Annotated in this window: 16 protein-coding genes; 6 read left to right on the top strand and 10 right to left on the bottom strand. The window is 73.8% G+C overall.

Translation table 11 applies throughout. The annotated features are described in order from the left end of the window. Position 1 precedes the first annotated feature (1 nt). The gene (locus IF43_RS0102285) at positions 2–568 is read right to left on the bottom strand and encodes a Uma2 family endonuclease (RefSeq protein WP_030193164.1); all 567 of its coding nucleotides are present in this window, start codon (positions 566–568) and stop codon (positions 2–4) included. 119 nt (positions 569–687) lie between these two features. Here IF43_RS0102285 and IF43_RS0102280 point away from each other — a divergent pair, with 119 nt between their 5' ends. Then, the gene (locus tag IF43_RS0102280) at positions 688–2,544 is read left to right on the top strand and encodes an NHL domain-containing thioredoxin family protein (protein ID WP_030193162.1); all 1,857 of its coding nucleotides are present in this window, start codon (positions 688–690) and stop codon (positions 2,542–2,544) included. Positions 2,545–2,669: 125 nt separating this feature from the next. Here IF43_RS0102280 and IF43_RS0102275 read toward each other — a convergent pair whose 3' ends face one another. From IF43_RS0102275 to IF43_RS0102265, 3 genes are all read right to left on the bottom strand, one after another. After that, positions 2,670–3,962, bottom strand: a complete 1,293-nt coding sequence (locus tag IF43_RS0102275) for a M18 family aminopeptidase (RefSeq protein ID WP_030193159.1) — start codon at positions 3,960–3,962, stop codon at positions 2,670–2,672. A 113-nt stretch (positions 3,963–4,075) separates the two neighbouring features. Further along, a complete protein-coding gene (locus IF43_RS0102270; RefSeq protein ID WP_030193157.1) occupies positions 4,076–4,849 on the bottom strand; it encodes a hypothetical protein in 774 nt (257 codons plus the stop codon). A 211-nt stretch (positions 4,850–5,060) separates the two neighbouring features. Next, positions 5,061–6,887, bottom strand: coding sequence for an acyl-CoA dehydrogenase (locus IF43_RS0102265; RefSeq protein ID WP_030193155.1), 1,827 nt, complete (start codon positions 6,885–6,887; stop codon positions 5,061–5,063). A gap of 276 nt (positions 6,888–7,163) precedes the next feature. On the opposite strand from IF43_RS0102265, the gene IF43_RS0102260 reads away from it, so the two are divergent. From IF43_RS0102260 to IF43_RS0102250, 3 genes are all read left to right on the top strand, one after another. Next, complete coding sequence (locus IF43_RS0102260) at positions 7,164–7,679, top strand: SseB family protein (protein WP_030193154.1); 516 nt, start codon at positions 7,164–7,166, stop codon at positions 7,677–7,679. A gap of 92 nt (positions 7,680–7,771) precedes the next feature. Next, positions 7,772–8,722 (top strand): helix-turn-helix transcriptional regulator, encoded by a 951-nt coding sequence (locus IF43_RS0102255; RefSeq protein ID WP_234331926.1) that lies wholly within the window; start codon positions 7,772–7,774, stop codon positions 8,720–8,722. A gap of 356 nt (positions 8,723–9,078) precedes the next feature. Beyond that, positions 9,079–10,080 carry a pirin family protein gene (locus IF43_RS0102250; protein WP_030193151.1) on the top strand — a complete coding sequence of 334 codons (1,002 nt, stop codon included), beginning with the start codon at positions 9,079–9,081 and terminating at the stop codon, positions 10,078–10,080. 18 nt (positions 10,081–10,098) lie between these two features. Here the strand turns inward: IF43_RS0102250 and IF43_RS0102245 are convergent, their stop codons facing one another. Both IF43_RS0102245 and IF43_RS0102240 read right to left on the bottom strand, forming a co-directional pair. Next, on the bottom strand, positions 10,099–11,151 hold the full coding sequence (locus tag IF43_RS0102245) for an AI-2E family transporter (protein WP_030193150.1): 1,053 nt from the start codon (positions 11,149–11,151) through the stop codon (positions 10,099–10,101). 36 nt (positions 11,152–11,187) lie between these two features. Then, entirely contained in the window at positions 11,188–13,341 is a 2,154-nt protein-coding gene (locus tag IF43_RS0102240; protein ID WP_030193148.1) for a SpoIIE family protein phosphatase, read from the bottom strand. A 187-nt stretch (positions 13,342–13,528) separates the two neighbouring features. Between IF43_RS0102240 and aspS the strand changes: the two genes are divergently transcribed. After that, positions 13,529–15,349 (top strand): aspartate--tRNA ligase, encoded by a 1,821-nt coding sequence (gene aspS, locus IF43_RS0102235; protein ID WP_030193146.1) that lies wholly within the window; start codon positions 13,529–13,531, stop codon positions 15,347–15,349. 117 nt (positions 15,350–15,466) lie between these two features. On the opposite strand, the gene IF43_RS37745 is transcribed toward aspS, so the two are convergent. Both IF43_RS37745 and IF43_RS0102220 read right to left on the bottom strand, forming a co-directional pair. Further along, positions 15,467–18,169, bottom strand: a complete 2,703-nt coding sequence (locus IF43_RS37745; RefSeq protein WP_051794554.1) for a VCBS repeat-containing protein — start codon at positions 18,167–18,169, stop codon at positions 15,467–15,469. 181 nt (positions 18,170–18,350) lie between these two features. Further along, complete coding sequence (locus IF43_RS0102220) at positions 18,351–19,970, bottom strand: VWA domain-containing protein (protein WP_030193142.1); 1,620 nt, start codon at positions 19,968–19,970, stop codon at positions 18,351–18,353. Between the two features lie 345 nt (positions 19,971–20,315). Here IF43_RS0102220 and IF43_RS0102215 point away from each other — a divergent pair, with 345 nt between their 5' ends. After that, on the top strand, positions 20,316–22,412 hold the full coding sequence (locus IF43_RS0102215; protein WP_030193140.1) for a PhoX family phosphatase: 2,097 nt from the start codon (positions 20,316–20,318) through the stop codon (positions 22,410–22,412). A 78-nt stretch (positions 22,413–22,490) separates the two neighbouring features. Here IF43_RS0102215 and IF43_RS0102210 read toward each other — a convergent pair whose 3' ends face one another. Together IF43_RS0102210 and IF43_RS0102205 are read right to left on the bottom strand one after the other, a co-directional pair. Continuing rightward, positions 22,491–23,741, bottom strand: coding sequence for a HAMP domain-containing sensor histidine kinase (locus IF43_RS0102210; RefSeq protein ID WP_037887216.1), 1,251 nt, complete (start codon positions 23,739–23,741; stop codon positions 22,491–22,493). A 1-nt stretch (position 23,742) separates the two neighbouring features. After that, positions 23,743–24,471: a hypothetical protein gene (locus IF43_RS0102205; RefSeq protein WP_051794624.1), complete on the bottom strand. Its 729-nt coding sequence runs from the start codon at positions 24,469–24,471 to the stop codon at positions 23,743–23,745. Between the last annotated feature and the right edge of the window lie 67 nt (positions 24,472–24,538).

Below are 24,538 nucleotides of genomic sequence, written 5' to 3'. Positions count from 1 at the left end.
GCTACAGCCCGCTGGTGTCGAGGTCGATGCCGAACGGCGCGGGCAGGTGCACGGACGTCCCGAACGGGTGCGGCCCGTCGGCCTTCGTGTACCCGAGGTGCCCCGGCTCGGAGAACAGCGTGACGCTCCCCTCCTGCCGGTCGACGAGGAGGTAGAGCGGCGCCCCGTACTCGGCGTACCGCTTGCGCTTCACGACGCGGTCGGTCTCGGCGTTCGACTCCGAGGTCACCTCGACGACGAGCAGGGTCTGGTCGGGCAGCAGTGCCGAACCCCCCTTGGCCAGGTCCCTGGGGACCACGGCGATGTCGGGGACGTACCAGTTCCCGCTCCCGGGGAAGTCCAGGTTTCCCGACCCGGTGACGCACCCGAGCTCCCGCACACGCGGCTTGATCTGGTCGCGGACCTCTTCGGCCGCGCTCTCGTGGTCCCACGTCGGTGCCACCGACTCGTCGCCCCCCTGGATGACCCCTTCGATGATCTCGACGCGCCCTCCCCGCATGTGCTGGATCGCGTACTTGAGAGCACGCTCGGGATCGATGCCCTCGCTGTAGTCGATGGCTGTGGCCATGCGCGGTGTCCCTTTCGGTCGCCCTCGCCGCCACCGTCCCACACAGGCGTTCGTGTCGGCTGCATGTCGAGCGGCGATCACCCGTAGGGGTGGCCCCGACGGGATGGCAAGCTTGAAGGATGAACGATGCTGCCGCCCCGGTGCCCACCCCCGCGCCCGCGCCGCCCGCGACGACCCGCCGCGCCCGTGTCCGTGCCCCCGAGCTGATCGGCAAGGGCGGCTGGCTCAACACCGGCGGGAAGGACCTCAGCCTCACGGGGCTGCGCGGTCGGATCATCATTTTGGATTTTTGGACGTTTTGCTGCATTAACTGCCTGCACGTCCTCGACGAGCTGCGCGAGCTCGAGGAGAAGCACCGCGACACCGTCGTGATCATCGGGGTGCACTCGCCGAAGTTCGTGCACGAGGCCGAGCACGCGGCCGTGGTGGACGCCGTGGAGCGGTACGGCGTCGAGCACCCGGTCCTCGACGACCCCGAGCTCGCCACCTGGAAGCAGTACGCCGTGCGCGCCTGGCCGACGCTGGTGGTGATCGACCCCGAGGGGTACGTCGTCGCCCAGCACGCCGGCGAGGGCCACGCGCACGCAATCGAGCGGCTGGTGGCCGAGCTGGAGGCGGAGCACGAGGCCAAGGGCACGCTCCGGCGCGGCGACGGCCCGTACGTGGCCCCGGAGCCGGTGGCCACCCACCTGCGCTTCCCCGGCAAGGCGATCGTGCTGCCGAGCGGGAACTTCCTGGTGTCCGACTCCACGCGCCACCAGCTCGTGGAGATCGAGCCGGACGGCGAGACCGTCGTGCGCCGCATCGGCTCCGGGGAGCGCGGCTTCGGCCCGGACGCGTTCAGCGAGCCGCAGGGGCTGTGCCTGCTGCCCGACGGCCGCGTCGTGGTCGCGGACACCGTGAACCACGCACTGCGCGTCCTCGACCCCGCCACCGGCGCGGTCGGGACGGTGGCCGGCACCGGGCGCCAGTGGTGGCAGGGCTCGGCCACGTCGGGCCCCGCCCTGGAGGTGGACCTGTCCTCGCCGTGGGACGTGGCCTGGTGGCAGGACCGGGTCTGGATCGCCATGGCCGGCGTGCACCAGCTGTGGTCGTGGGACCCGGCCACCGGCACCGTGCGCGTCGAGGCGGGCACCACCAACGAGGGCCTGGTCGACGGACCGGCCGCCGAGGCCTGGTTCGCGCAGCCCTCCGGGCTGGCCGCGGCCGGCGACCGGTTGTGGATCGCCGACTCCGAGACCAGCGCCCTGCGGTACGTCGAGCGGGACGGCGAGGGCTTCCGGATCGTGTCGGCCGTCGGCACCGGCCTCTTCGACTTCGGCCACCGCGACGGCGACGCCGCCCAGGCGCTGCTCCAGCACCCGCTCGGCGTGACGGCCCTGCCCGACGGCTCGGTCGCGGTCAGCGACACGTACAACCACGCCCTGCGCCGCTACGACCCGGCCTCCGGCCAGGTCACCACCCTCGCCACCGATCTGCGCGAGCCCAGCGCGGCGGTGCTGGCCGGGGACGACATCGTCGTCGTCGAGTCGGCCCGGCACCGGCTGACCCGGCTCCGGCTGCCCGAGGAAGCCGTACGGGTGGACGCCGTGGCGCACCGTACGCAGCGGGCCGCGACCGAGGTGGCTCCGGGCGCGCTCCGGCTCGACGTGGTCTTCCAGGCGCCCCAGGGGCAGAAGCTCGACACCCGGTACGGGCCCTCCACCCGCCTGCTGGTCAGCTCCACCCCGCCGGAGCTGCTCGCCGCCGGCGAGGGGGCGGGCACGGACCTGTTCCGCGAGCTGGTGCTGGCCGAGGGCGTCGCGGAGGGCGTGCTGCACGTGTCCGCGATGGCCGCCTCGTGCGACGACGATCCGGACAACGAGTACCCGGCCTGCCACGTCCACCAGCAGGACTGGGGCGTGCCGGTGAAGGTGGTCGCGGGCGGCGCGGGCCGGCTGCCGCTGGTCCTCGCGGGCATGGACGACCAGGCGTAGGCCGTACGGATGCGGAAGGGGGCCCGGCCGCCGCTGCGGCCGGGCCCCTTCGTCGTGCCCGGTCCCGGGCCGGTCGCGCTCAGGGCTCCTGGCTGAGCGTGCTGCCGGCGGCGGGAGGTCCTGGCTCAGTCCTCCAGGAACGCGACCAGGGCGTTCGCGAGGTGGTACGGGTCCTCGGCGCCGCACAGTTCGCGGGCGCTGTGCATCGAGAGGATGGCCACGCCGATGTCGACGGTCTGGATGCCGTGGCGGGCCGCGGTGATGGGGCCGATGGTGGTGCCGCAGGGCATCGAGTTGTTCGACACGAAGGACTGCCACGGCACGCCGGCCCGCTCGCAGGCGGCGGCGAAGACCGCGCGGCCGCTGCCGTCGGTGGCGTAGCGCTGGTTGACGTTGACCTTGAGGATCGGGCCGCCGTTGGCGCGGGGGTGGTGCGAAGGGTCGTGCCGCTCGCCGTAGTTGGGGTGCACGGCGTGACCGGTGTCGGACGACAGGCAGACCGTGCCGGCGAAGGCGCGGGCGCGGTCCTCGTACGAGCCGCCGCGGGCGAAGACTGAACGTTCCAGCACGTTGCCGAGGAGCGGGCCGTCCGCGCCGGTGTCGGACTGCGAGCCGTTCTCCTCGTGGTCGAAGGCGGCCAGCACCGGGATGTGGTCCAGCTTGCCGGCGGTGGCCACCGCGGCCAGCGCGGCCGTACCGGCGTGCACGGAAAGGAGGTTGTCCATCCGGGGGCCGGCCAGGAGCTCGCGGTCGCGGCCGAGGTAGGCGGGGGGCTCGATCGAGTGGACCATCAGGTCCCAGCCCGCCACCGAGCCGGCCGGCAGGCCCTCTTCCTCTTCGAGGAAGGCGATCAGGTCGCCCTCCTGGACGTCGCCCAGGCCCCAGATCGGCTGCATGTGGCGCTGCTTGTCGAGCTTGAGCCCGTCGGTGTTGACCGAGCGGTCCAGGTGAACGGCCAGCTGCGGCACCCGCAGCAGGGCGCGGTCGACGTTGACCAGCCGGTGGCTGCCGTCGCGCAGGGTCAGCCGGCCGGCCAGGCCCAGGTCGCGGTCGAGCCAGGTGTTCAGGAGCGTGCCGCCGTAGATCTCGACGGCGATCTGCCGCCAGCCCTGTGACCCGGTGTCAGGAAGCGGCTTCACGCGGAGGTTGGGGGAGTCCGTGTGCGCCCCGATGATGCGGAAGGGGGTGTGCGCGGGCATGCCTTCCGGGACGTACCAGGCGATGATCGCGCCGCCGCGGAGCACGAACTTGCCCCCTGCGCTCGCGTCCCATGCGTCCGTCTCCGCCAGCTGCCGGAAGCCTGCCTTCTCCAGCCGCTCGGCCGCGTTGGCCACGGCGTGGTACGGGGACGGGCTCGCCGCCAGATAGGTCATCAGGTCGTCGGTGTGGCCGCGGTCGAAGCGGGCGGGAGAGCTCATGTGGTTCACCTTAACGACGGTCGTGTTCGCCATGTCCGGACTGCGGCGGGTAGCCGGCGAGGTGGGTCGTGTTCGCGGTCCGCCCGTGGTGCGGGGCGTCCCGCGGACCTGTCTCAGCCCGTCGGACGGTCGAAGCGCCGCTGCAGCTGCCGCCGCTCGCCCCGGCGGATGCGGGGCAGCATCTCGGGGGTCCCGGAGGCGCGCTGCGCGCGGCGCTTGCGTCCGGCGCAGAAGATACAGGCCTCACCTGGAGGTGCGTCGGGGTCCACGGGGGCGCCGGGGTGCTCGGCGCATCCGGAGGCGCCGCGCGGCCGGGAGAGCTCGCGGGCCACGATGAACGCCCTGTGGACGTCGTCGGCGATGCGGACGAAGGCCTCGTCGGGCGAGGAGATGGTGAGGTGGAAGCGCTGTTCCTCGACCGTGCGCAGGTGTGTGAGCAGGGCCTGGAGCGTGTACGGGCCCTCGGGGACGGGGTAGCCGAGCCGGGGCTGCTGGTCCGGGGCCGGTCCGGCGCCCGGCACGCCGGTGCGCTGGCCGGGGCGGCCGTGCCGTCGGGCCAGGGCCAGGCGGCGGCGGTCGTTGCAGATCAGGCAGCGGCCCCAGCCGTCGGGGGCCTCGGGGTCCAGCGCGCCGTTGGGGTGCTCGGCGCAGCCGGTGTACGAGCGGGCGGGGGCGAGCCCGGCGGCGGTCTGGAAGGCCGCGTGCAGGGCGTCGGCGATGGTCTCGTACTCGGCGGGGTGGGCGCCTTCGTACAGCTCCCTGGCCTGGTCGCCGAGGGCGCCGAGGGCGGCCTGGAGCTCCTTGAGGGCGTACGGCCGCCCGGTCGGGACGGAGTAGCCCCCCGCGGGGGCGCCGTACCCCCTGGGTCCCTGCTCGTGTGCACTCATACGTACGAGCGTGCCATGCGCCTGTGACAAAGGGGGCCCCGCGCGGCTGTGACGTGGGGCTCGGCCTCCCGCGCCGGCGGCCCGGCGGGCATGGGCGCGGGGGCCGCGGTCCCGACGAAAGGGTGCGGGGTGCCGCCGTGCGGAACGGCACCCCGCACCCTTCGGTGCCGGAAGGCGGCCGGACCCCGTGGGGGCCGGCCGGTCCGCCCTGCTAGAAGACGGACTCGTCGAGGTCCATCAGGGAGTTGTCGACGCCCTCGGCCAGCTGGCGCTGGACGCCGAGGCCCGGGAGGACCTGGGCGGCGAAGAACTTCGCCGCCGCGATCTTGCCCTGGTAGAAGGGGACGTCCTTCGGGGAGGCGGTGGCCAGCTTCTCGGCGGCCACGGCGGCGCCGCGCAGCAGCAGGTAGCCGACCACGACGTCGCCGGCGGCCATCAGCAGGCGGGTGGTGTTCTGGCCGACCAGGTAGATGTTCCGGGCGTCCTCGACGGAGGCGGTGAGGTCGGTGACCATCTTGCCGGTGATCGCCTCGAAGTCGACCGCGGCCTTGGCGAGCGCGTCGCGGGCGCCGGCCAGGTCCTCGCCGCCCTCGGCGGAGGCCAGGAACTTCTTGATCTCCTCGGAGAGGAGGTTCAGGGAGGCGCCCTGGTCGCGGACGATCTTCCGGAAGAAGAAGTCCTGGCCCTGGATCGCGGTGGTGCCCTCGTACAGGGTGTCGATCTTGGCGTCGCGGATGTACTGCTCGATCGGGTACTCCTGCAGGTAGCCGGAGCCACCGAAGGTCTGCAGGGACTCGGAGAGCAGCGCGTAGGAACGCTCGGAGCCGTAGCCCTTCACGATCGGCAGCAGCAGGTCGTTCAGGCCGACCTCGGCGGAGGCGTCCTCGCCGGCCGCCTGCTTGACGGCGATCGAGTCCTGGACGGCGGCGGTGTAGAGGACGAGGGCGCGCATGCCCTCGGCGTACGCCTTCTGCGTCATCAGGGAGCGGCGGACGTCCGGGTGGTGCGTGATGGTGACCTTGGGCGCGGCCTTGTCCATGAAGTTCGCCAGGTCGGGACCCTGGACGCGCTCCTTGGCGTACTCCAGCGCGTTGAGGTAGCCGGTGGAGAGCGTCGCGATGGCCTTCGTGCCGACCATCATGCGGGCGAACTCGATGATCATGAACATCTGGCGGATGCCGTCGTGCTTGTCGCCGATCAGCCAGCCCTTGGCGGGGTGCTGGTCGCCGAAGGTCATCTCGCACGTGTTGGAGGCCTTGAGGCCCATCTTGTGCTCGACGTTGGTGGCGTACACGCCGTTGCGCTCGCCCAGCTCGCCGGTCTCCCAGTCGAAGTGGAACTTCGGGACGAGGAAGAGGGACAGGCCCTTGGTGCCGGGGCCGTGGCCCTCGGGGCGGGCGAGGACGTAGTGGAGGATGTTCTCCTCCATGTCGTGCTCGCCGGACGTGATGAAGCGCTTCACGCCCTCGATGTGCCAGGAGCCGTCCTCCTGCTGCACGGCCTTGGTGCGGCCGGCGCCGACGTCCGAGCCCGCGTCGGGCTCGGTGAGGACCATGGTGGAGCCCCAGCGCTTCTCGACGGCGATCTGGGCGATGCGCTTCTGCGCCTCGTTGCCCTCCTCGTGGAGGATGCCGGCGAACGCCGGGCCGGAGGAGTACATCCAGACGGCCGGGTTCGCGCCGAGCAGCAGCTCCGCGTAGGCCCAGATCAGGGAGCGCGGGGAGACGGTGCCGCCGATCTCCTCGGGCAGGCCCAGGCGCCAGTACTCGGAGTCCATGAAGGCCTTGTAGGACTTCTTGAAGGAGGCCGGCACGGGGGCGGTGTTGGTCTCGGGGTCGAAGACCGGCGGGTTGCGGTCCGCGTCCTCGAAGGAGGCGGCCAGCTCGTTCTCGGCGAGACGGGCGATCTCGGACAGGATGTCCTTGGCGGTCTCGGTGTCCATCTCGGCGAACGGGCCGGCGCCGTACACGTTGTCGCGGCCGAGGACCTCGAAGAGGTTGAACTCGATGTCCCGCAGATTCGACTTGTAGTGCCCCATGGCGACGGCTCCGTAAGCAGGTCGGTTATCTACCAGCAAGTAGCTACGATGATGCTACCCGTCAGTAATAAGAGCAACCCCCGACGTGCGACTGTGACAGGGGTCAAGTGGTGGCGGTCGGGGGGCGGGTCCGGTCGGACGGTCCGGTCAGAAGGGTGCGGGGTCCGCGGCCGGAAGGAACGGTTTCGGCCGGATCGGGGAGCGTTCGGGCCGCGATGGGGGCCTGTGCCCCGGTGCCTGCGGCGGGCGGGCGGGGGCTTCAGTAGTCTGTGCCGCATGTACGGCTACGACCAGAACGCGCCCGGGCAGCAGCAGTACGCCGCTCCCCAGCCCCCGCCGCAGGCGGCGCCGCAGATGGGCATGCCGATGGGCCAGCCGATGGCGGGGGGCATGGCCGGCGGGTACGCCGAGCAGCCGCTGTACCCCGAGCCGTCCCCGCCGTCGCTCGCGGACGCCGTACGCGCCTTCACCACCGGGCAGCTCGCCGCCGAGGACTTCCAGCAGATCTTCGCCACGTCGAAGGTCTACTGCCCCCGCGGCGACAACCCGGGCTTCCTCGCCCTGCACAACACGCAGCAGCCGGTGATCCCCATGTTCACCACGCTCAAGGAGCTGCGCCGGTACGCGGGCAAGGAGTCCAAGTACTTCGTCATCACCGGCGCCGAGGTGATCGACCTGCTGCCGACCGGGTACGGCTTCGTCCTCGACATGGAGGGCGACCACCGGATGGTCTTCGACGCGAAGGCCGTGGAGCAGATGGTCGACTTCGCGATGCGCCGCATGTACGGATAGGGCGTGCGCGGGTAGCTGCGTGCGCGGGTGGCCGCCGGCGCGGGTAGCCGGGTGCGGGTGGCCGTGGGTGCGGAGGGGGCGGCTTGCTGCGGGTGCACTTCGGCGCGGAGGACCTGCTGGGCGTCACCTTCGCCCCGGAGCCCTACCCGCTGGTCGAGCTGGCCCTCGCGCTGGCCGCGTGGCAGCGCACCGACGAGGCCGCCGTCTTCGGCCGCTGGCGCGGCCGGCTGGCGCGCGAGCTGCCGGACCGGGTGCGGCCCCTGCTGGACCTGCTGCGGCCGGACGGCGACAACCCCGCCTTCGTGGAGCCGTACGTGGCGGGCCTCGACGAGGCCCTCGCGGCCGTCCGGGCGGCCGCCCCGGACCTGACCGCGGGGCAGTTCCGCACGGTGGCCGGCCGCGCACCGGGGCCGGACTCCTGGCTGCGGGCGCTGTGGCGCCGGGACCGGGACGCCTGGGACGGACTCGAAGGGGCGCTGCGGGCCGGCTACGAGACCGTGGTGGCCCCGTACTGGCCGCGCATCCGGCAGTCGTTCCACGCCGACGTGGCCTGGCGCACCCGTCTGATGGCGGCGCACGGCATCCGCGCCGCCCTGGCCAGCACCCACCCGGCGGCCCGCTGGTCGGGCACGACCTTCGAGGTCGGACTGCCCCCGGACTACGAGGTGCGGCCGGCCGGGCGCGGGCTGCAGCTGATGCCCTCGGCGTTCTGGACGGGGCGTCCGCTGCTGGCCGAGCGGCCGGACGGCTCGTACGTCCTGCTCTACCCGGCGATGACGCCGCTGCCGCTGGCCGGGGCGGGCCCGGCGGGCGGTGCGCTGGACGCGCTGCTGGGGCGCACCCGGGCGGCCGTGCTGCAGTCCCTGACGCAGCGGCGCACCACGAGCGAGCTGGCCCGCGCCCTCGACATCAGCCTGCCCTCGGTCTCGGAGCACACGCGCACGCTGCGGGCGGCCGGCCTGATCACCACCGAGCGGGACGGGAAGGCCGTCCTGCACTCCGTCACGGGGTTGGGGGTCGAGCTGCTGCACAGCAGCCGGTGAGTGGTGGTGCCGGGCCGGGAGCGGGCGACGCTTCGGCGGAGCCCGAAAGCATCGCGGTCGCGCGTCCCGCGGCGGAGAGTGGGAGTGCGGAGGGCGGGGGCCACGGGGGATCGGGGCCACGGGGGCGCCCTCCGCCCCACCCGGCCGGCCCCACACCGGCTGCCGCCGACGCGGCGCGACCCAACCGGCAGGCCCCGGAGCCATTGGCTCCGGGGCCTGTCGCGCGTGCGGGCGGGCGGACCGACATTGGGAGGAGGCGGTGCCGCGGCCGGGAATGGACGGTGGGGCGGGTACGTTGCAGGGGTCGCGGAAAGTTCGAGTTTCAACTAAACTCGACGCAGAAGGAGGTCCGGACCATGCCTGCAGTGACTGTTGAGAACCCGTTGACGCTCCCCCGGGTCGCGGAGCCCGGTCAGGGAACGGTCGCCCGGAAGGTGCTGGGCGTGGTGGACGCGCCCGCCGGATTCGAGGGCGAGGGATTCCCGGTGCGCCGTGCGTTCGCCGGGATCAAGTACCAGTACCTGGACCCGTTCATCATGATGGACCAGATGGGCGAGGTGGAGTACGCGCCCGGCGAGCCCAAGGGCACGCCCTGGCACCCGCACCGCGGCTTCGAGACCGTCACCTACCTGATCGACGGCACGTTCGTGCACCAGGACAGCCACGGCGGCGGCGGGGTCATCAACGGCGGCGACACCCAGTGGATGACCGCCGGGTCGGGCCTGCTCCACATCGAGGCCCCGCCGGAGTCCCTCGTCGTCAGCGGCGGGCTCTTCCACGGCCTCCAGCTGTGGGTGAACCTCCCCGCCTCCGACAAGATGATGCCCCCGCGCTACCAGGACATCGGCGGCGGCAGCGTCCAGCTGCTGTCCACCCCCGACGGCGGCGGGCTGCTCCGCGTGATCGCCGGCGAGCTGGACGGCCACAAGGGGCCCGGCATCACCCACACCCCGATCACGATGATCCACGCGACCGTCACCCCGGGCGCGCAGATCACCCTCCCGTGGCGCGAGGACTTCAACGCCCTGGCGTACGTCATGGCCGGCCGCGGCACCGTCGGCGCCGAGCGGCGGCCCGTGCAGACCGGTCAGACGGCGGTGTTCGGCGAGGGCGGGTCGCTGACCGTGCGCGCGGACGAGTCGCAGGACTCCCACACGCCGGACCTCGAGATCGTCCTGCTCGGCGGCCGCCCGATCCGGGAGCCGATGGCGCACTACGGGCCGTTCGTCATGAACACCCGCGCGGAGCTCCAGCAGGCCTTCGACGACTTCCAGGCCGGCCGCCTGGGCGTCATCCCGGCCGCCGCCCACGCCCACACGGGCCTGGGCCACCGCGGCGCCGGACCGGCGGAGGACTGAGCATCCGGCCGGGCCCCCTCACTCCGTGGCGGGCCCGGCCGCCGGCGCGTAGCGGGCGCGCAGCTCCGCGGCGGTGCCGGTGACGGCGGCCACCACGGGGACCGCCAGCAGCATGCCCAGGACGCCGGCCGCGCTGGCCCCCGCCGTGATCGCCACCATGACCGCCGCCGGGTGCATGTGCACGGTCCGGCTCTGGATCATCGGCGTGAACACCTTCCCCTCCAGCAGCTGGACGGCCAGCACCACGCCCAGCACCCACAGCGCGGTCGCCCACCCCTGGTCCCCGAAGGCCACCAGCACGGCCACCGAGCCGGAGATGAAGGCGCCGACGTAGGGGATGTACGCGCCCACGAAGACCAGCGCGCCGAGCCCGACCGCGCCCGGCACGCCGAGCACCAGCAGGCCGGTCGTGATGCACACCGAGTCGATCAGGGCGACGAAGGTGGTGCCGCGCATGTAGCCCTCGACGGCCCCGAAGGCCCGCCGCGCCAGGGCCTCGACGAAGTCCCCGGTCGACCGCGGGGCCAGGGAGCGCAGCGCGCCGGCCGCCCGGTCGGAGTCGCGCAGGAAGAAGAAGAGCAGGAGCAGCGACAGCACCGCCATGGCGGCCACCTGCGCCACCACGCTCAGTCCCGTCAGCACCCCGGACGCGGCGGTGCCGCCGAAGTCCGCCAGCAGGTTCTTGGCGTTCGCGGCCACGTCCTCCAGCGACGTGCCGGCCGCCCCGAAGCGCCCCGCCAGGTCCTGGCCCGCCTTGTGCAGGCCCGCCACGATCTGGTCCCCGGTCCTCACCAGGGCCGTCACCACGATGTACGTCGCCCCGCCGGCCACCGCGAGGACGGCGAGGCAGGTGAGGGCGGCCGCCAGCGACCGGTGCACGTGCACCCGCACCAGCCGGCGGTGCAGCGGGCCGAGCAGCGCGGCGCCGAGCAGGGCGAGCAGGACCGGGGTGACCGCCGTCTGGAAGAGGACGCACAGCCAGACCAGGACCGCCACCACGCCGGTGACGAGGAGGAGGACGACGCACCAGGCGGCGAGCCGGCGCACGGGCTCGGGCAGCAGGGAGCTCACGCGGCCATTGCACCACGCCGCCCCCGCGCGACCGGGTCAGTCCGGCTGCGGTTCGGAGCGTTCGTGGAGGGCGAACCAGATCGACTTGCCCTCGCCGCGCGGGTCGACGCCCCAGTCGTCCGCGAGCATCTCCATCAGGAGCACGCCGCGCCCGCTGGAGGACATCTCGTTCGGGTGCCGCATGTGGGGGAGTTCGTCGCTGCCGTCGGCCACCTCGACGCGCAGCCGCCGCCGCCCGAGCTCGCCGACGGCCTCGGCCAGCAGCATGGCGTCGCCGTCGGTGTGCAGCAGCACGTTGGTGACCATCTCCGAGACCATCAGCTCGGCCGCGTCCACCTGTTCGGGGTCGGCCCAGTCGTGGAGGAGCTCCCTGACCTGGCGCCGGGCGCCCGCGATCCGCTCCGGCTCGGCCTGGGCGACCGTCAGCATCGTGCGCCGGGCCGGCCGCTTCGGGTGGGACACCGGCTCGCCGGGGCCGCGGCCCGCGCCCTCGCGGCACAGCAGCAGCACGGCGATGTCGTCCTCGCGCCGGTCGGCCAGCGGGCCGGTGGTGTGGTGCGAGGAGGGCCCGTGCACGGCGGAGACCAGCGCGTCCGCGAGCTTCTCGAGGCCCTCGGCGGCGTACTCCCCGTCCTCCAGGACCGCGCGCAGCCGCGCCCAGCCCGTGTCGAGGTCGTGCCCGCCGGTCTCGATCAGCCCGTCGGTGCACAGCATCATCGTCTCGCCCGGCTCCAGGGTGAACCGGGTGGTCGGGTAGTCGGTGTCGGGCACGATGCCCAGCGGCAGGCCCCCGGCGGTCGGGCGCATCAGCACCGTCCCGTCGGTCATCCGGACCACCGGGTCGGGGTGCCCGGCCCGGGCCACCTCCAGCACTCCGGTCTGCGGGTCGCACTCGACGTACAGGCAGGTCGCGAAGCGGGGGCTGCTCGCGTCGGCGTCGTCGTACGCCTCGGCAGCCCCCTCCGTGCCGGCGTGCAGCCCGGCCAGGAAGCGGGACGCCCGGGAGAGGACCGCGTCCGGCCGGTGGCCCTCGGAGGCGTACGCCCGGACGGCGATCCGCAGCTGGCCCATCAGGCCCGCGGCCCGTACGTCGTGGCCCTGGACGTCCCCGATGACCAGGGCGAACCGGCCCGAGGGCAGCGGGATCATGTCGTACCAGTCGCCGCCGACCTGGAGGCCGCCGCCGGTGGGCACGTACCGCGCGGCCACCGTCATGCCCGGCACCGGGCCGCCCAGGGAGGGCATCATCGAGCGCTGCAGCCCCGTGGTCAGCTCCCGCTCCGAATCGGCCACCACAGCCCGCTGCAGGGCCTGGGCCAGCATCCGCGCCACCGTGGTGAGCACCGAGCGCTCGTCGGGGGAGAAGGTCACCGGGTGCTTGAAGGCGGCCATCCAGGCGCCCATCGTGCGGCCGGCCACGATCAGGGGCAGGAAGGCCCACGACTCCCGCTCGAAGCGCTGGGCCAGCGGCCAGGTGGCCGGGAAGCGCCGCCGGTACTCCTCCGGGGTCGGGAGGTAGATGGCCCGGCCGGTGCGCACCACCTCGGCCGCCGGGTAGTCGGTGTCCAGGCGCATGTCGGAGAAGGGCACGTCGTCGCCGGGCAGGTGCCCGTGGTGTCCGATGATCGACAGCCGGTCGCCGGCCACGCCGAAGACGGCCAGCCCGTCGGGGTTGAAGCCGGGCATCGACAGCGAGGCCGCCACCCGCAGCACCTCGGCGGTGGAGCGGGCCTCGGCCAGCGCCCGGCCCGCGTCCAGCAGGAAGGCCTCGCGGGAGCGCCGCCAGTCGCCGGTGACGGTGGTGTGGGCCGCGGTGGTGCCGGGCTGGGGCTCGGCGATCTCCTGGATCGTGCCGATCAGGCGGTAGTCGCGGCGGCCGTCCCGGTCCTCGTGGAAGACCGGCTTGGTGCGGCTGCGGACGGTGCGCAGCACCCGGCCGCCCTCGTCCACGATGCGCAGCCGGGCCTCGGCGAGGGTGCCCTCGGCCACGGCGAGGTTCACGATCGCGTTGATCTCGTTCCAGTCCACGGGGTGGAAGCGGGACCGGGCCGCCGCCTCGGGGAGGGTGGCCGGCTCCGCGGGCAACCCGAGCAGGCGGGCGGCCTCGCCGTCGAGGGCGACCGTCCCGGAGGCGTTGTCCCACCGCCACATGCCGGTCGCGATCGCGGCCAGGACGTCCTCGGTGCGCATTACCTCATCTTTACAGGTGGTCGAGGGGGTGCGCGCTCCGGACGCGGCGCCCGCGGGGGCTCGGCCGGGGCGCGGAAACGGGCGGGCTACCGGTCGCGCCCGGACGGTAACCTTGACAGGGTTGAATTCCACCCTGCTATCGCGTCGCGAGACCCGCGGCGCGCTGTCGCGAAGAACTGGATGAACGATGCATCGGTACAGGTCCCACACCTGCGGCGAGCTCCGCGCCTCTGACGTCGGCTCCGACGTCCGGCTGAGCGGCTGGCTGCACAATCGTCGAGACCTGGGCGGCATCCTCTTCATCGATCTGCGCGACCACTACGGCATCACGCAGCTCGTGGCCCGCCCGGGCACCGCGGCCGCCGAGGTCCTGGACAAGCTGTCCAAGGAGACCACGGTCCGCGTCGACGGCAAGGTCGTCTCCCGCGGCGCCGAGAACATCAACCCCGACCTCGCCACCGGCGAGATCGAGATCGAGGCCGCCGAGGTCGAGGTGCTCGGCGCGGCCGCCCCGCTGCCGTTCACGATCAACACGGACGACGGCGTCAACGAGGAGCGCCGCCTGGAGTACCGCTTCCTCGACCTGCGCCGCGAGCGCATGCACCGCAACATCATGCTGCGCTCGTCCGTCATCGGCGCGATCCGCGACAAGATGCGCGCCCTCGGCTTCAACGAGATGGCCACCCCGATCCTGACCGCGACCTCCCCCGAGGGCGCGCGCGACTTCGTGGTGCCGTCCCGCCTGAACCCGGGCAAGTTCTACGCCCTGCCGCAGGCGCCGCAGCAGTTCAAGCAGCTGCTGATGATCTCCGGCTTCGACCGCTACTTCCAGATCGCGCCCTGCTTCCGCGACGAGGACGCCCGCGCCGACCGTTCGCCGGGCGAGTTCTACCAGCTCGACGTGGAGATGTCCTTCGTCGAGCAGGAGGACGTCTTCCAGCCGATCGAGAAGCTCATGACCGAGCTGTTCGAGGAGTTCGGCGGCGGCCGCCACGTCACCTCGCCGTTCCCGCGCATCCCGTTCCGCGAGTCGATGCTGAAGTACGGCAACGACAAGCCCGACCTGCGCACCGACCTCGAACTCGTCGACATCACCGACGTGTTCGAGAACTCCGAGTTCAAGGCCTTCGCGGGCAAGCACGTGCGCGCGCTCGCCGTGCCGAACACCGGCGACCAGCCGCGCAAGTTCTTCGACGGCCTCGGCGACTTCGCCGTCTCGCTCGGCGCGAAGGGCCTGGCCTGGGTCCGCGTCGGCGAGGAGGGCGCCCTGACCGGCCCGATCGCGAAGTTCCTCACCGAGGAGAACGTCAAGGTCCTCACCGAGCGCCTGGGCCTGGCCGCCGGCCACGCCGTGTTCTTCGGCGCCGGCGAGTTCGACGAGGTCTCCAAGATCATGGGACCGGTCCGCGTCGAGGCCGCCAAGCGCGCCGGCCAGTTCGAGGAGAACGTCTTCCGGTTCGCCTGGATCGTCGACTTCCCGATGTACGAGAAGGACGAGGAGACCGGCAAGATCGACTTCTCGCACAACCCCTTCTCGATGCCGCAGGGCGGCCTGGAGGCCCTGGAGACCCAGGACCCGCTGGACATCCTCGGCTGGCAGTACGACATCGTCTGCAACGGCATCGAGCTGTCCTCCGGCGCCATCCGGAACCACGAGCCCGCCATCATGTTCAAGGCCTTCGAGATCGCCGGCTACAGCCGCGAGACCGTCGAGACCGAGTTCGCCGGCATGCTGCGCGCCTTCCAGTACGGCGCCCCGCCGCACGGCGGCATCGCCCCGGGCGTGGACCGCATCGTGATGCTCCTGGCCGACGAGCCGAACATCCGCGAGACCATCGCCTTCCCGCTCAACGGCAACGCCCAGGACCTGATGATGGGCGCGCCGACGGAGCTGGAGGAGGCCCGCCTGCGCGAGCTCAACATCGCCCTGCGCAAGCCGGTGGAGAAGAAGGCGACCGGCGACCGCCCGGTCTCCGAGGCCGTCCACCCGGACGCCGGCGCGCACTGACCGCCGGCCCGCCGAGGGTCCGCCGCACGACGTGACGGGGCCCGGGATCCACTCGAGTGGATCCCGGGCCCCGTCCGCGTTCGCGGACGGCCCCCGGGGGGTGTCCGGCCAGAACGGCTAGAACAGCCCGGTGTAGCCCTGCCAGCCGGTGGCGATCCGCACCGGGACACGGAACCTGCCCTCGGCGCTGCCCGAGTAGCGCCAGGCCCGGCCCGCGCGGTCGCGGGCGACGAGGTCGTCCCACCCGTCGCCGGTCAGGTCACCGACGCCCACGACGGCGTCGTACGAGCGGCCCCAGTCCTGGTCCATCAGCACCCGGCGGAAGAAGGAGCCGCGCCCGGTGCCGTCCATGCGCCACAGCGCGTTCCCCTCGTCCTGGAGCAGCAGGTCGCCGAATCCGTCGCCGTCGAGGTCGCCGGCGCCGACGATCTTCTTGTAGCCCTTGAAGGTGCCGCTCACCGCGACGCGCGGCTTGAGCCCCGTGCGGGTCGTGCCGAACACGTACAGCCTGCCGGTCGACCCCTCGCGGGCGAGGAGGTCGGCGCGGCCGTCGCCGTCGACGTCGCCGGGCGAGGTGAGGACGTCGTACCGGTTCCAGCCCTGGCCGAGGACCTTGTGCCGGGTGCCGGGCGTGAGCGGTGTGCCGCAGGCGGGCGTGTAGAGGCGGAGTTCGCCGCCCGGCACGGCCACGAGGACGTCGTTGCAGCGGTCGCCGTCCACGTCGCCCAGGGGGACCGGGCGGGTGCCCCCGGCCCAGCCCGCGCCGGTGGTACCGCCCTTGAAGGCGCCGGTGGCCCGGTCGCCGTACAGCGTGCGGATGCCGCCGTCGGCGGTCCGCGCGAGCAGGTCGGCGGTGCCGTCGAGCAGACCGCCGGGGCCGCCGAGATCGCGGCGGGCCACCCTTCCGCCGGTCACGGTGACCCGGCCGGCGGCGACCACGCCCCGGCCGGCCGCGGCCGCGGGGGTGGCGCTCAGGTGCCAGGACAGCGGCCCGTTGGACGGCAGGGCGCCGCCGGCGGTCCGGCCGTTCCAGACGGGTGCGACGGTCGAGGTGGTGGTGGAGCCGGACAGGGTGCGGACGGTCCGGCCCCGCCGGTCCGTCAGGGCCAGTGACCAGGCGGACACCGGCCGGTCCAGCTTCCAGACCGGCGCCCACACCCTGCTCCCGCTCGTGGTGCCCGCGAGCTTCGCGAGGGCCGGGACGGCCGCCGACACGACCTCGGCCTGCGGCACCGTACGGGCGGTCCACAGCGTGTTGGCGTCCTGGCCGCCCAGCCGGGACCAGACCGCCACCGCGCGGCCGTCCGGCCCGGCCGCGATCTCCGTGTCGAAGCCCTGCCCGCGGCCCCGGACCTCGGTCCCCTTCAGGGCAGCCGTGGCCCACCTGCCGTCCGGGCCGCGGGTGCCCTGGACCAGCACGGCGCCGTCCGTGCCGTCGCGGTGCTCCGTCCACAGCGCCCGTACGGTGCCGTCGGGGCCGGTGGACACGTCGTACTGCTGCTCTTCGGTGCCGCCGAGGGTGAGGTCCCGGGCCGGGGACCAGGTGCGCGCGCCCGCGGCCAGGGTGGTGGCGTAGACGTAGCCGCCCCGCCGGTCCATCCCCACCAGGGTGATCGCGCCGTCGGCGGACAGCTGCGGCTCCGGCAGGTCGGCCACCCCGTCGGCCTGCACGGTGGACCGCTCCTCCGGCCAGCCGGCCGCCGCGTCCCTCGTGGTCAGCACCCTGACGGGGGTCTTCCCGCCGGAAGTGAAGGGACCCGCCCAGACCAGGGCCACCGTGCCGTCGGGACCGGCGGCCAGCCGCGGCGACCGGGAGAACGCGAAGTCGTCGCGGTGCCGGACCGGCGCGCTCCAGGTGCGCCCGCCCGCGGGGAGGGTCGCCGTGAAGGGGACGCCGGAGTCGCTGCTGATCACCTGGCCGTAGGCGACCACGGTGGTCCCGCGGGCGTCGACGGCCAGCCGGGGAGTGCCCTCGATGCTGCCGTCATGGCCCGTGGGGTCGACGCTCACCCGTACGTCGCCGGACCAGGAGCCGGCCGCACTCCGGGTGGCCCCGCGCACCTCGCGCGGGGGCATGCCGTCCGGCTCGCCGCGCGTCCAGACGGCGGTGACGGTGCCGGTCCGGCCCGCCACGAGGTCCAGTCCGGCGAGCGTCCGGCCCGGCTCGGCGCCGGCCACGGGGACGGGCGCCGACCAGCCTCCGGCCGTCAGACCGCTGCTCACGATCCGCTCCCCGCCCGGGCTGCCCGGGGCGGCGTCCGGGGCCTCGGTCCAGACGGCGACGGCCCCGGTGCCGGCCGCGACCACCTTCACCTCGCGCACCCGGGCGGCGGCGGACGTCAGCGGCTGAGGCGCGCCCCAGGTGTTGGTGCCGGCCCGGCGCACGGCCGCGTACAGGGGGCTCTCCTGGGCGGCGGGGGAGGACTTCTGGGTCCACAGCGTGACGGCCGAACCGTCGGAGAGGAGGACGACTCCGCGGACGTCGCGCTCAGCGGAGGTGCCGGTGAGCCGTGCGGGGGCGCCCCAGGGCTGGGGCCAGGGGCGAGGGGTGGCGGCCGACGCGGTGCCCGCGGCCGGGGCGGGCGGGACGGCTGCCGCCGGGCCCGCCGTCGCCGCGGCCGTCGCACCCGCCGCACCCGCCGCCGTCGCCGGGCCCGCCGCGAGGGCGGGCAGGATGCCGGCGACGGCGGCGAGGACGGCGACCGCCGCGGCGGTGCGGGGGCGCCGGCCTGCCGGTGGGTGGTCCGGGTGGTGCAGCCGGTCCGGGTGGTGCGGCCGGTCCAGGTGGTTCAGGTGGTTCAGGTGGTTCAGGTGGTTCATGGCGTGGGCCCCCGATGTCGCAGTGGACGTACGAAGGCGAGACCGCCGAACCTCCCTGCGAGTTGTACGGAGTTGCCCGCTCCGCTCCGGTCGGGCGGCCGCGGCAGCCTGGGGTGACCGCCGGGCCGACGGGCCCGGAGGTCCGCCGACCGGCGCTCCGGGGAGCGCCGGCCGGCACCGGTCAGCGGAGGAAGTCGCCCAGGATGCCCTTGACCAGGGCGGAGGAGGCGAGGTCGCGCGGGGCGGGACCGGCGTGGAAGAAGCCGGCGTTCTCGGCCTCGGCGTCGAGCTTGCGCAGGAAGTCGAAGGCCTTGTTGTCGTGCTCGCCGAAGGCGACGAACTGCCAGTGGACGTGCTTGGCCGTCTCCGCCGCCTCCGCCAGGGCCTGGCGGGCCGGCTGCTTGGCGTCCGGGGCGCCGTCGGTCTGGAAGACGACCAGCACCGGACCGTCCTCGGCGCCCTTGACGTGCTCCAGGACCTGCTCGACGGCGCGGTGGTAGCTGGTGCGGCCCATGTGCCCGAGGGCGGCGTGGGTCTCGTCGACGGTGGCGTGGGTGGCCGGCGTCAGGTCGGTGGTGCCGTCGATGTCCGTCGAGAAGAAGACGGTGTGGACGGTGGCCGCCTCGTCGAGGTGCGCGGCGAGGGCGACGGCGTGGTCGGCGAGGTGCTGGGCGCTGCCGTCCTTGTAGAACGGGCGCATCGAGCCGGACCGGTCGAGGACCAGGTAGACCTTCGCGCGGGCGCCGGTACGGCCGCGGCCGCGGAGTACGTTGCCGGCCGCCTTGTAGGGGTCGGCCAGCGCCTTGGACGCCGAGCGGACCTGCGCCAGCGTGAGCGCCGGGCCGGCCTCCACCGGCTCGGGCTCCAGCTCTGCCGCTACGGTCTCGGGCTCCGCCTCGGCGGCCTCGGCGGTGACGGGCTCGGCTTCGACGGGCTCGGCTTCGGCGGGCTCGGCCTCGGCCTCGGCGGTGACGGGCTCGGCTTCGGCGGGCTCGACCTCGGCCTCGGCGGTGACGGGCTCGGCTTCGGCGGGCTCGGCCTCGGCGGTGACGGGCTCGGCTTCGGCGGGCTCGGCCTCGGCCTCGGCGGTGACGGGCTCGGCCTCGACCGGCTCCGCCTCGGCCTCGGGGACGACGGGCTCGGCCTCGGCGTCCGCCACCACCGGCTCCGCCTCGGCGGCCACCGCGTCGGCGGCGGGCTCCTCGGCCTGGGTGACCTCGGCATCGGCGGCATCGGCGGCATCGGTGGTGACGGCCTCGGGCTCGGCGTCCGCTGCCGTCGGCCCCGCGTCGGCGGCCGGCTCCTCCACCTCCGTCACCTCGACCTCGGCGGCCGGCTCCTCGGCCTCCGTCACTTCGGCGTCGGCCGTTACCTGGGCGGCGGGCTCAGCGGCCTCGGCGGGCTCGACGGCCTCGGCGGGGGCCTCGGCGGCCTCGGCCTCGGCCTCGGCGGCCTCGGCGGGGGCGGTGGCCTTCGGGGCCGCGGCGCCGGGCGCGGATTCGCGGCGGGCCTCGGGGACCGTGGGGTCGGCGGGGGTGTCCAGCGACGGGCGGGGGGCCGGGTCCGCGGGGCCGAGGAGGGCCGGCTCGGTCTCGCGCGGGGTGGACTGGGACGGGACGGTGGGGTTGTCGAAGGAGGCGGCCACCAGCTCGGCCGCAGCGTCCAGCGGGGCCAGGGCGCCGTCCGGGGCCGGCGACTGCGCCGGGACCATCGCCTCGGTCCGCTCCGCCTGCTCGGTATCGGTGGTCGCCTCCGCACGCTCGCGGCCGAACACCTTGCGCAACAAACTCCGGATACCCATGGGCGAGGCCTTTCGCATGAGCTGGGGTGCGATGTTTGTCCGTCCTGCGGGGTAATTGGCGAAAGATCCCTGACCAGAGTGGACACGTAAGGTTATCGGGATCGCCCCCTGTAACAAGGGATGGGGAGGCGGTACGCGACCGCGCCGGGGCCGCGTGAGTGAACGCCGGTCCGTCCGCCGAACCCCCCGCCGGGCCGAACTCCCGCGCATTCGCGACGGATTAACCCCTCGTTCACGCCCGCGCCGCCGCTGCGGCGCACCGCGCTCCTACGTTCACCTCCGGAATCGTTTCCGACACGTTGTCGGCGCAGGGGGCGTCGCCGTGTAGCTCACCGGAGGACATACGTGCGCAAACTCCTGCCGCTCATCAGCACCCCGCACGCCGGCGGCCGTTCCGCGCTGACCTGCCGCTACCGCTGCGGTGACGCGTGCTTCCACGAGGTGCCGAACACCAGCGACAACGAGTACGTCGGCGACGTCATAGCCGGGGCCCTCTCCCGCCGGGCCATGCTGCGCACCGCCGCCGTCGTGACCGTCGCCGCGGCCGCCGGCACCACCGCCGTCGTCGGCCAGGGCGGTGCGCAGGCCGTGGCCGCCGGCGTCCCCGCGGCCGACGCCGCCGCGACCGGCTCCGCCCTCGGCGCCCGCGGCCTGCGCTTCGCGCCCGTCGCCCCGAACACCGACGACCAGGTCACCGTCCCCGGAGGCTACGACCAGAACGTCGTGATCCGCTGGGGCGACCCGATCCTCCGCGGCGCCCCGGCCTTCGACCCGAAGAAGCAGACCGCCGCCGCCCAGGCAGGCCAGTTCGGCTACAACAACGACTTCCTCGCCCTCCTCCCGCTCGGTCGCGGGTACGAGCGCCAGCAGGTCCTCGTCGCGAACCACGAGTACACCGACGAGAACCTGATGTTCGAGAAGTACGACCCGCAGAACCCGACCCGCGAGCAGGTCGAGATCGCCTGGGCCGCGCACGGCCTCGGCGTGGTCGTCGTGCAGGAGGACCACCGCAGCGGCAAGCTGACCTCGGTCCGCCGCCACGAGCTGAACCGCCGCCTGACCGCCACCAGCGAGTTCCGCCTCGCCGGCCCCGTCGCCGGCAGCGACCTGGTGAAGACCTCCGCCGACCCGTCAGGCACGAAGGTCCTCGGCACGCTGAACAACTGCTCCGGCGGCACCACCCCGTGGGGCACCACCCTCCACGGCGAGGAGAACATCAACCAGTACTTCGCCAACGCCGACAGCGCCACCGACCCGGTCCAGGTCGCCCGCCTGAAGCGCTACGGCATCACCCCGGGCGCCACCGAGCGCAAGTGGGAGCGCTTCGACAAGCGCTTCGACGTGGCCCAGGAGCCCAACGAGGTCAACCGCTTCGGCTGGGTCGTCGAGCTCGACCCGTACGACCCGCAGTCGACCCCGCGCAAGCGCACCGCGCTCGGCCGCTTCAAGCACGAGGGCGCCCAGCCGCGGCTGACCGAGGACGGCCGTCCGGTCGTCTACATGGGCGACGACGAGCGCTTCGACTACTTCTACAAGTTCGTGTCCGGCAAGCGGATGAAGAAGGGCACGTCCCGCGCCGCGCACGAGCACAACCTGACCCTGCTCGACGAGGGCACCCTGTACGTCGCCAAGCTCACCGGCGACTCCCCGGCCGCCGAGATCGACGGCACCGGCAAGCTCCCGGCCGACGGCTGGTTCGACGGCACCGGCCAGTGGATCCCGCTGGCCACCGCCACCGCGGACGGCGCCGTCTCGCACGTCGAGGGCATGACCGCCGAGGAGGTGTACGTCTTCACGCGCCAGGCCGCCGACAAGGTGGGCGCCACGAAGATGGACCGCCCCGAGGACATCGAGCCCTCGCCGCGCACCGGCCGCGTGTACGTGGTGCTCACGAACAACAGCAACCGCGGCCTGCCCGGCAAGGCGCCGGCCGACGAGGCCAACCCGCGCAACGTCAACAAGCACGGCCAGATCCTGGAGCTCGCCGAGCACTTCGACGACCCGTCCTCGGACGGCTTCGCCTGGCGCCTGTTCCTGGTCGCCGGCGACCCGAACGACCCTGCCACTTTCTTCGCGGGCTTCCCGAAGGACAAGGTCAGCCCGATCTCGTGCCCGGACAACGTCACGTTCGACCCGCACGGCAACCTGTGGATCTCCACCGACGGCAACCAGCTCGGCTCCCACGACGGCCTCTTCGGCGTCGCCACCGCCGGTGAGCGCCGCGGCGAGCTGAAGCAGTTCCTGACGGTGCCGCGCGGCGCCGAGACCTGCGGCCCGCTGGTCCAGGACCGCCGCGTCCTGGTCTCCGTGCAGCACCCGGGCGAGATCGACGGCGCTTCCGTCGAGAACCCGCAGTCGGTGTGGCCCGACGGCCCGGGCAAGATCGTTCGTCCGGCCGTGGTCTCGGTCTGGCGCACGGACGGCAAGAACATCGGCGTCTGAGCGTGACCCGCGGCTGATGGCGGCCGATAACGCCTGATTCGTGGTGAGTTGAGGGCCTGTTTCACGTGAAACAGGCCCTCAACCGCTGTCCGCGGGCTCGCGCACGGGCAGGCGCAGGCGGGTCACCGCGCCCCCGTCCGGGGCGTTGGAGAACTCCAACTCGATCTCCAGTACCGCCGCCTGGCCGGCCACGATGGTCAGGCCCAGCCCGTGCCCCTTGCCGCGTCCGGGGTCCTCGGTGCGGAAGCGCCGCGGTCCCTGGGCGATCAGGTCCCACGGGTAGCCCGGGCCGTGGTCGCGCACGAGGACCACCGGCCCGTCGACGGTCACCTCCACCGGTGGCGCCCCGTGCTTGTGGGCGTTGGCCACGAGGTTCGCCAGGATCCGGTCCAGCCGCCGCCGGTCGGTGAGCACCACGGCGTCGTGGACGACCCGTACCTCGGTGTCCAGCCGGGTGGCCGCCACGATCCGCTCCACGGCACGGCCGAGTTCGACCCGGGCCAGGTCGGCCCGCTCCACGCCGGAGTCCAGCCGGGAGATCTCCAGCAGGTCCTCGGTGAGCGCGTGCAGGGCCTTGAGCCGGTCGTTGATCATCTCCTTGGGGCGCCCCTCGGGCAGCAGGTCGGCCGCGGCCAGCGAACCGGTCAGCGGGGTGCGCAGGTCGTGCGCGACGTCCGCGGTGAAGCGCTTCTCCGCCTCCAGCCGGCTCTGCAGGGTCGCCGCCATCGTGTCGAGGGCGGCGGCGACGTCCCGCACCTCGTCGCGGTGCCGGTCGTCCTCGCCTGTGGGGAAGTCGGTACGGGCGTCGAGGTCGCCCGCCGAGATCCGCCGGGCCACCGCCGCGGTGGCCGCCAGCCGGCGGCTGATCCGGCCCGCCAGGAAGAGACCGGCCAGCGCGACCAGCCCCGCCGCCAGTGCCGCCGAGGCGAGGATCGCGGTGTCGATGTCGGTGAGCCGCCTGCGGGTCTCCCCGAACGGCAGCCAGACGGCCAGCGCCTTGCCGTCGGCCGGGGTGGCGGCCCACATGACGGGCTTGCCGTCCAGGTCCCCGACCATCGAGCCGGTGTCGCCCTGCCGGACCAGGACCTTCAGCGGCCCGGGCAGCTGGGGCGGGTCGAGGGTGCTGTTCACGTCGCCGTGCGTGGTGCCGTACTCGTAGTGGCCCATGGCGTGTTCGAGGCGGGCGAGGGTGTCCTTGCGGATCTCGCCCACGATCTGCCGGGCCACGACGTTGTGCACGAGGATCCCGAGGACGGCGGCCACCGCGCAGCACACGGCGGTCGTGATGACCGCGATCTTCCAGCGCAGGCTGCCCAGCGGCCCGGCCACGTCAGACCCCGCTCTGCGGGCAGGGGGTGTCGGACTCCCCGGCCGAGGAGCACTCGTCGACGGTGAGCTGGCTGAGCACCATGCTGCCCTTGTCCGGGTCCCAGACGTAGTCGGAGATCGAGACCAGGCCGGGGTTGGTGGTGGGCTCGCGCACGGTCAGGTGCCCGCCGGCCACGTCCACGCCCTCCAGCACGCCGCGCCGGGACAACACGCGTACGACCTTGCCGTCGCGCAGGGCGTAGACCCGCAGCTCACTCAGCCGCCCGTCCACGTCCACGGCCGTGATCAGCTCGTCCTTGCCGTCGCCGGTCAGGTCGTGGAGGACGGCGGGGCGCACCGGGCAGTCCGGGCCCGGGTTCCCGTGCTCCGCGCACCGGGCCAGCCGCTGGACGGCCCGTGGGTCCACCATCCGTCCGGTGCCGCCGTCCTCGCGGGTGGCGGAGACGATGTCGGCCCGTACGAGGCCCAGCACGTCGGCACGGCGCAGGTCGCCGCCCGGTACGGCGGGCGCCCCGGGCACGACCGCGGCCCGGCCGGGCGTCTGGCCCGGCGGGGGCGGCGCGGGGTGGAGGTCCTTCCACAGGGTCAGGGGCGCGTGGACCTCCCCCTGGTCGCCCTCGCTGCGCAGCCCCTCCTCGTCCGCGCACCCGGCCGCCCCGGCGGCCAGCACGCCCAGCAGGGCCAGGGCGGCCGGGGCGCGGTGGCGGGTCCGCGTCGAGGGGTGCCGCATGCTCCGATGCTCCCCCGGGGACCGGCGGTCGGCGTGGGGGGTGGTCCGTTCGGGGGAGGGGTGGAGG

Source organism: Streptomyces sp. NRRL S-87 (assembly GCF_000719335.1).
In the GTDB taxonomy this organism is placed as follows: domain Bacteria; phylum Actinomycetota; class Actinomycetes; order Streptomycetales; family Streptomycetaceae; genus Streptomyces.
The sequence above is the reverse complement of the archived record's forward strand: the minus strand, read 5'-3'. Positions and strand labels throughout refer to the sequence as shown.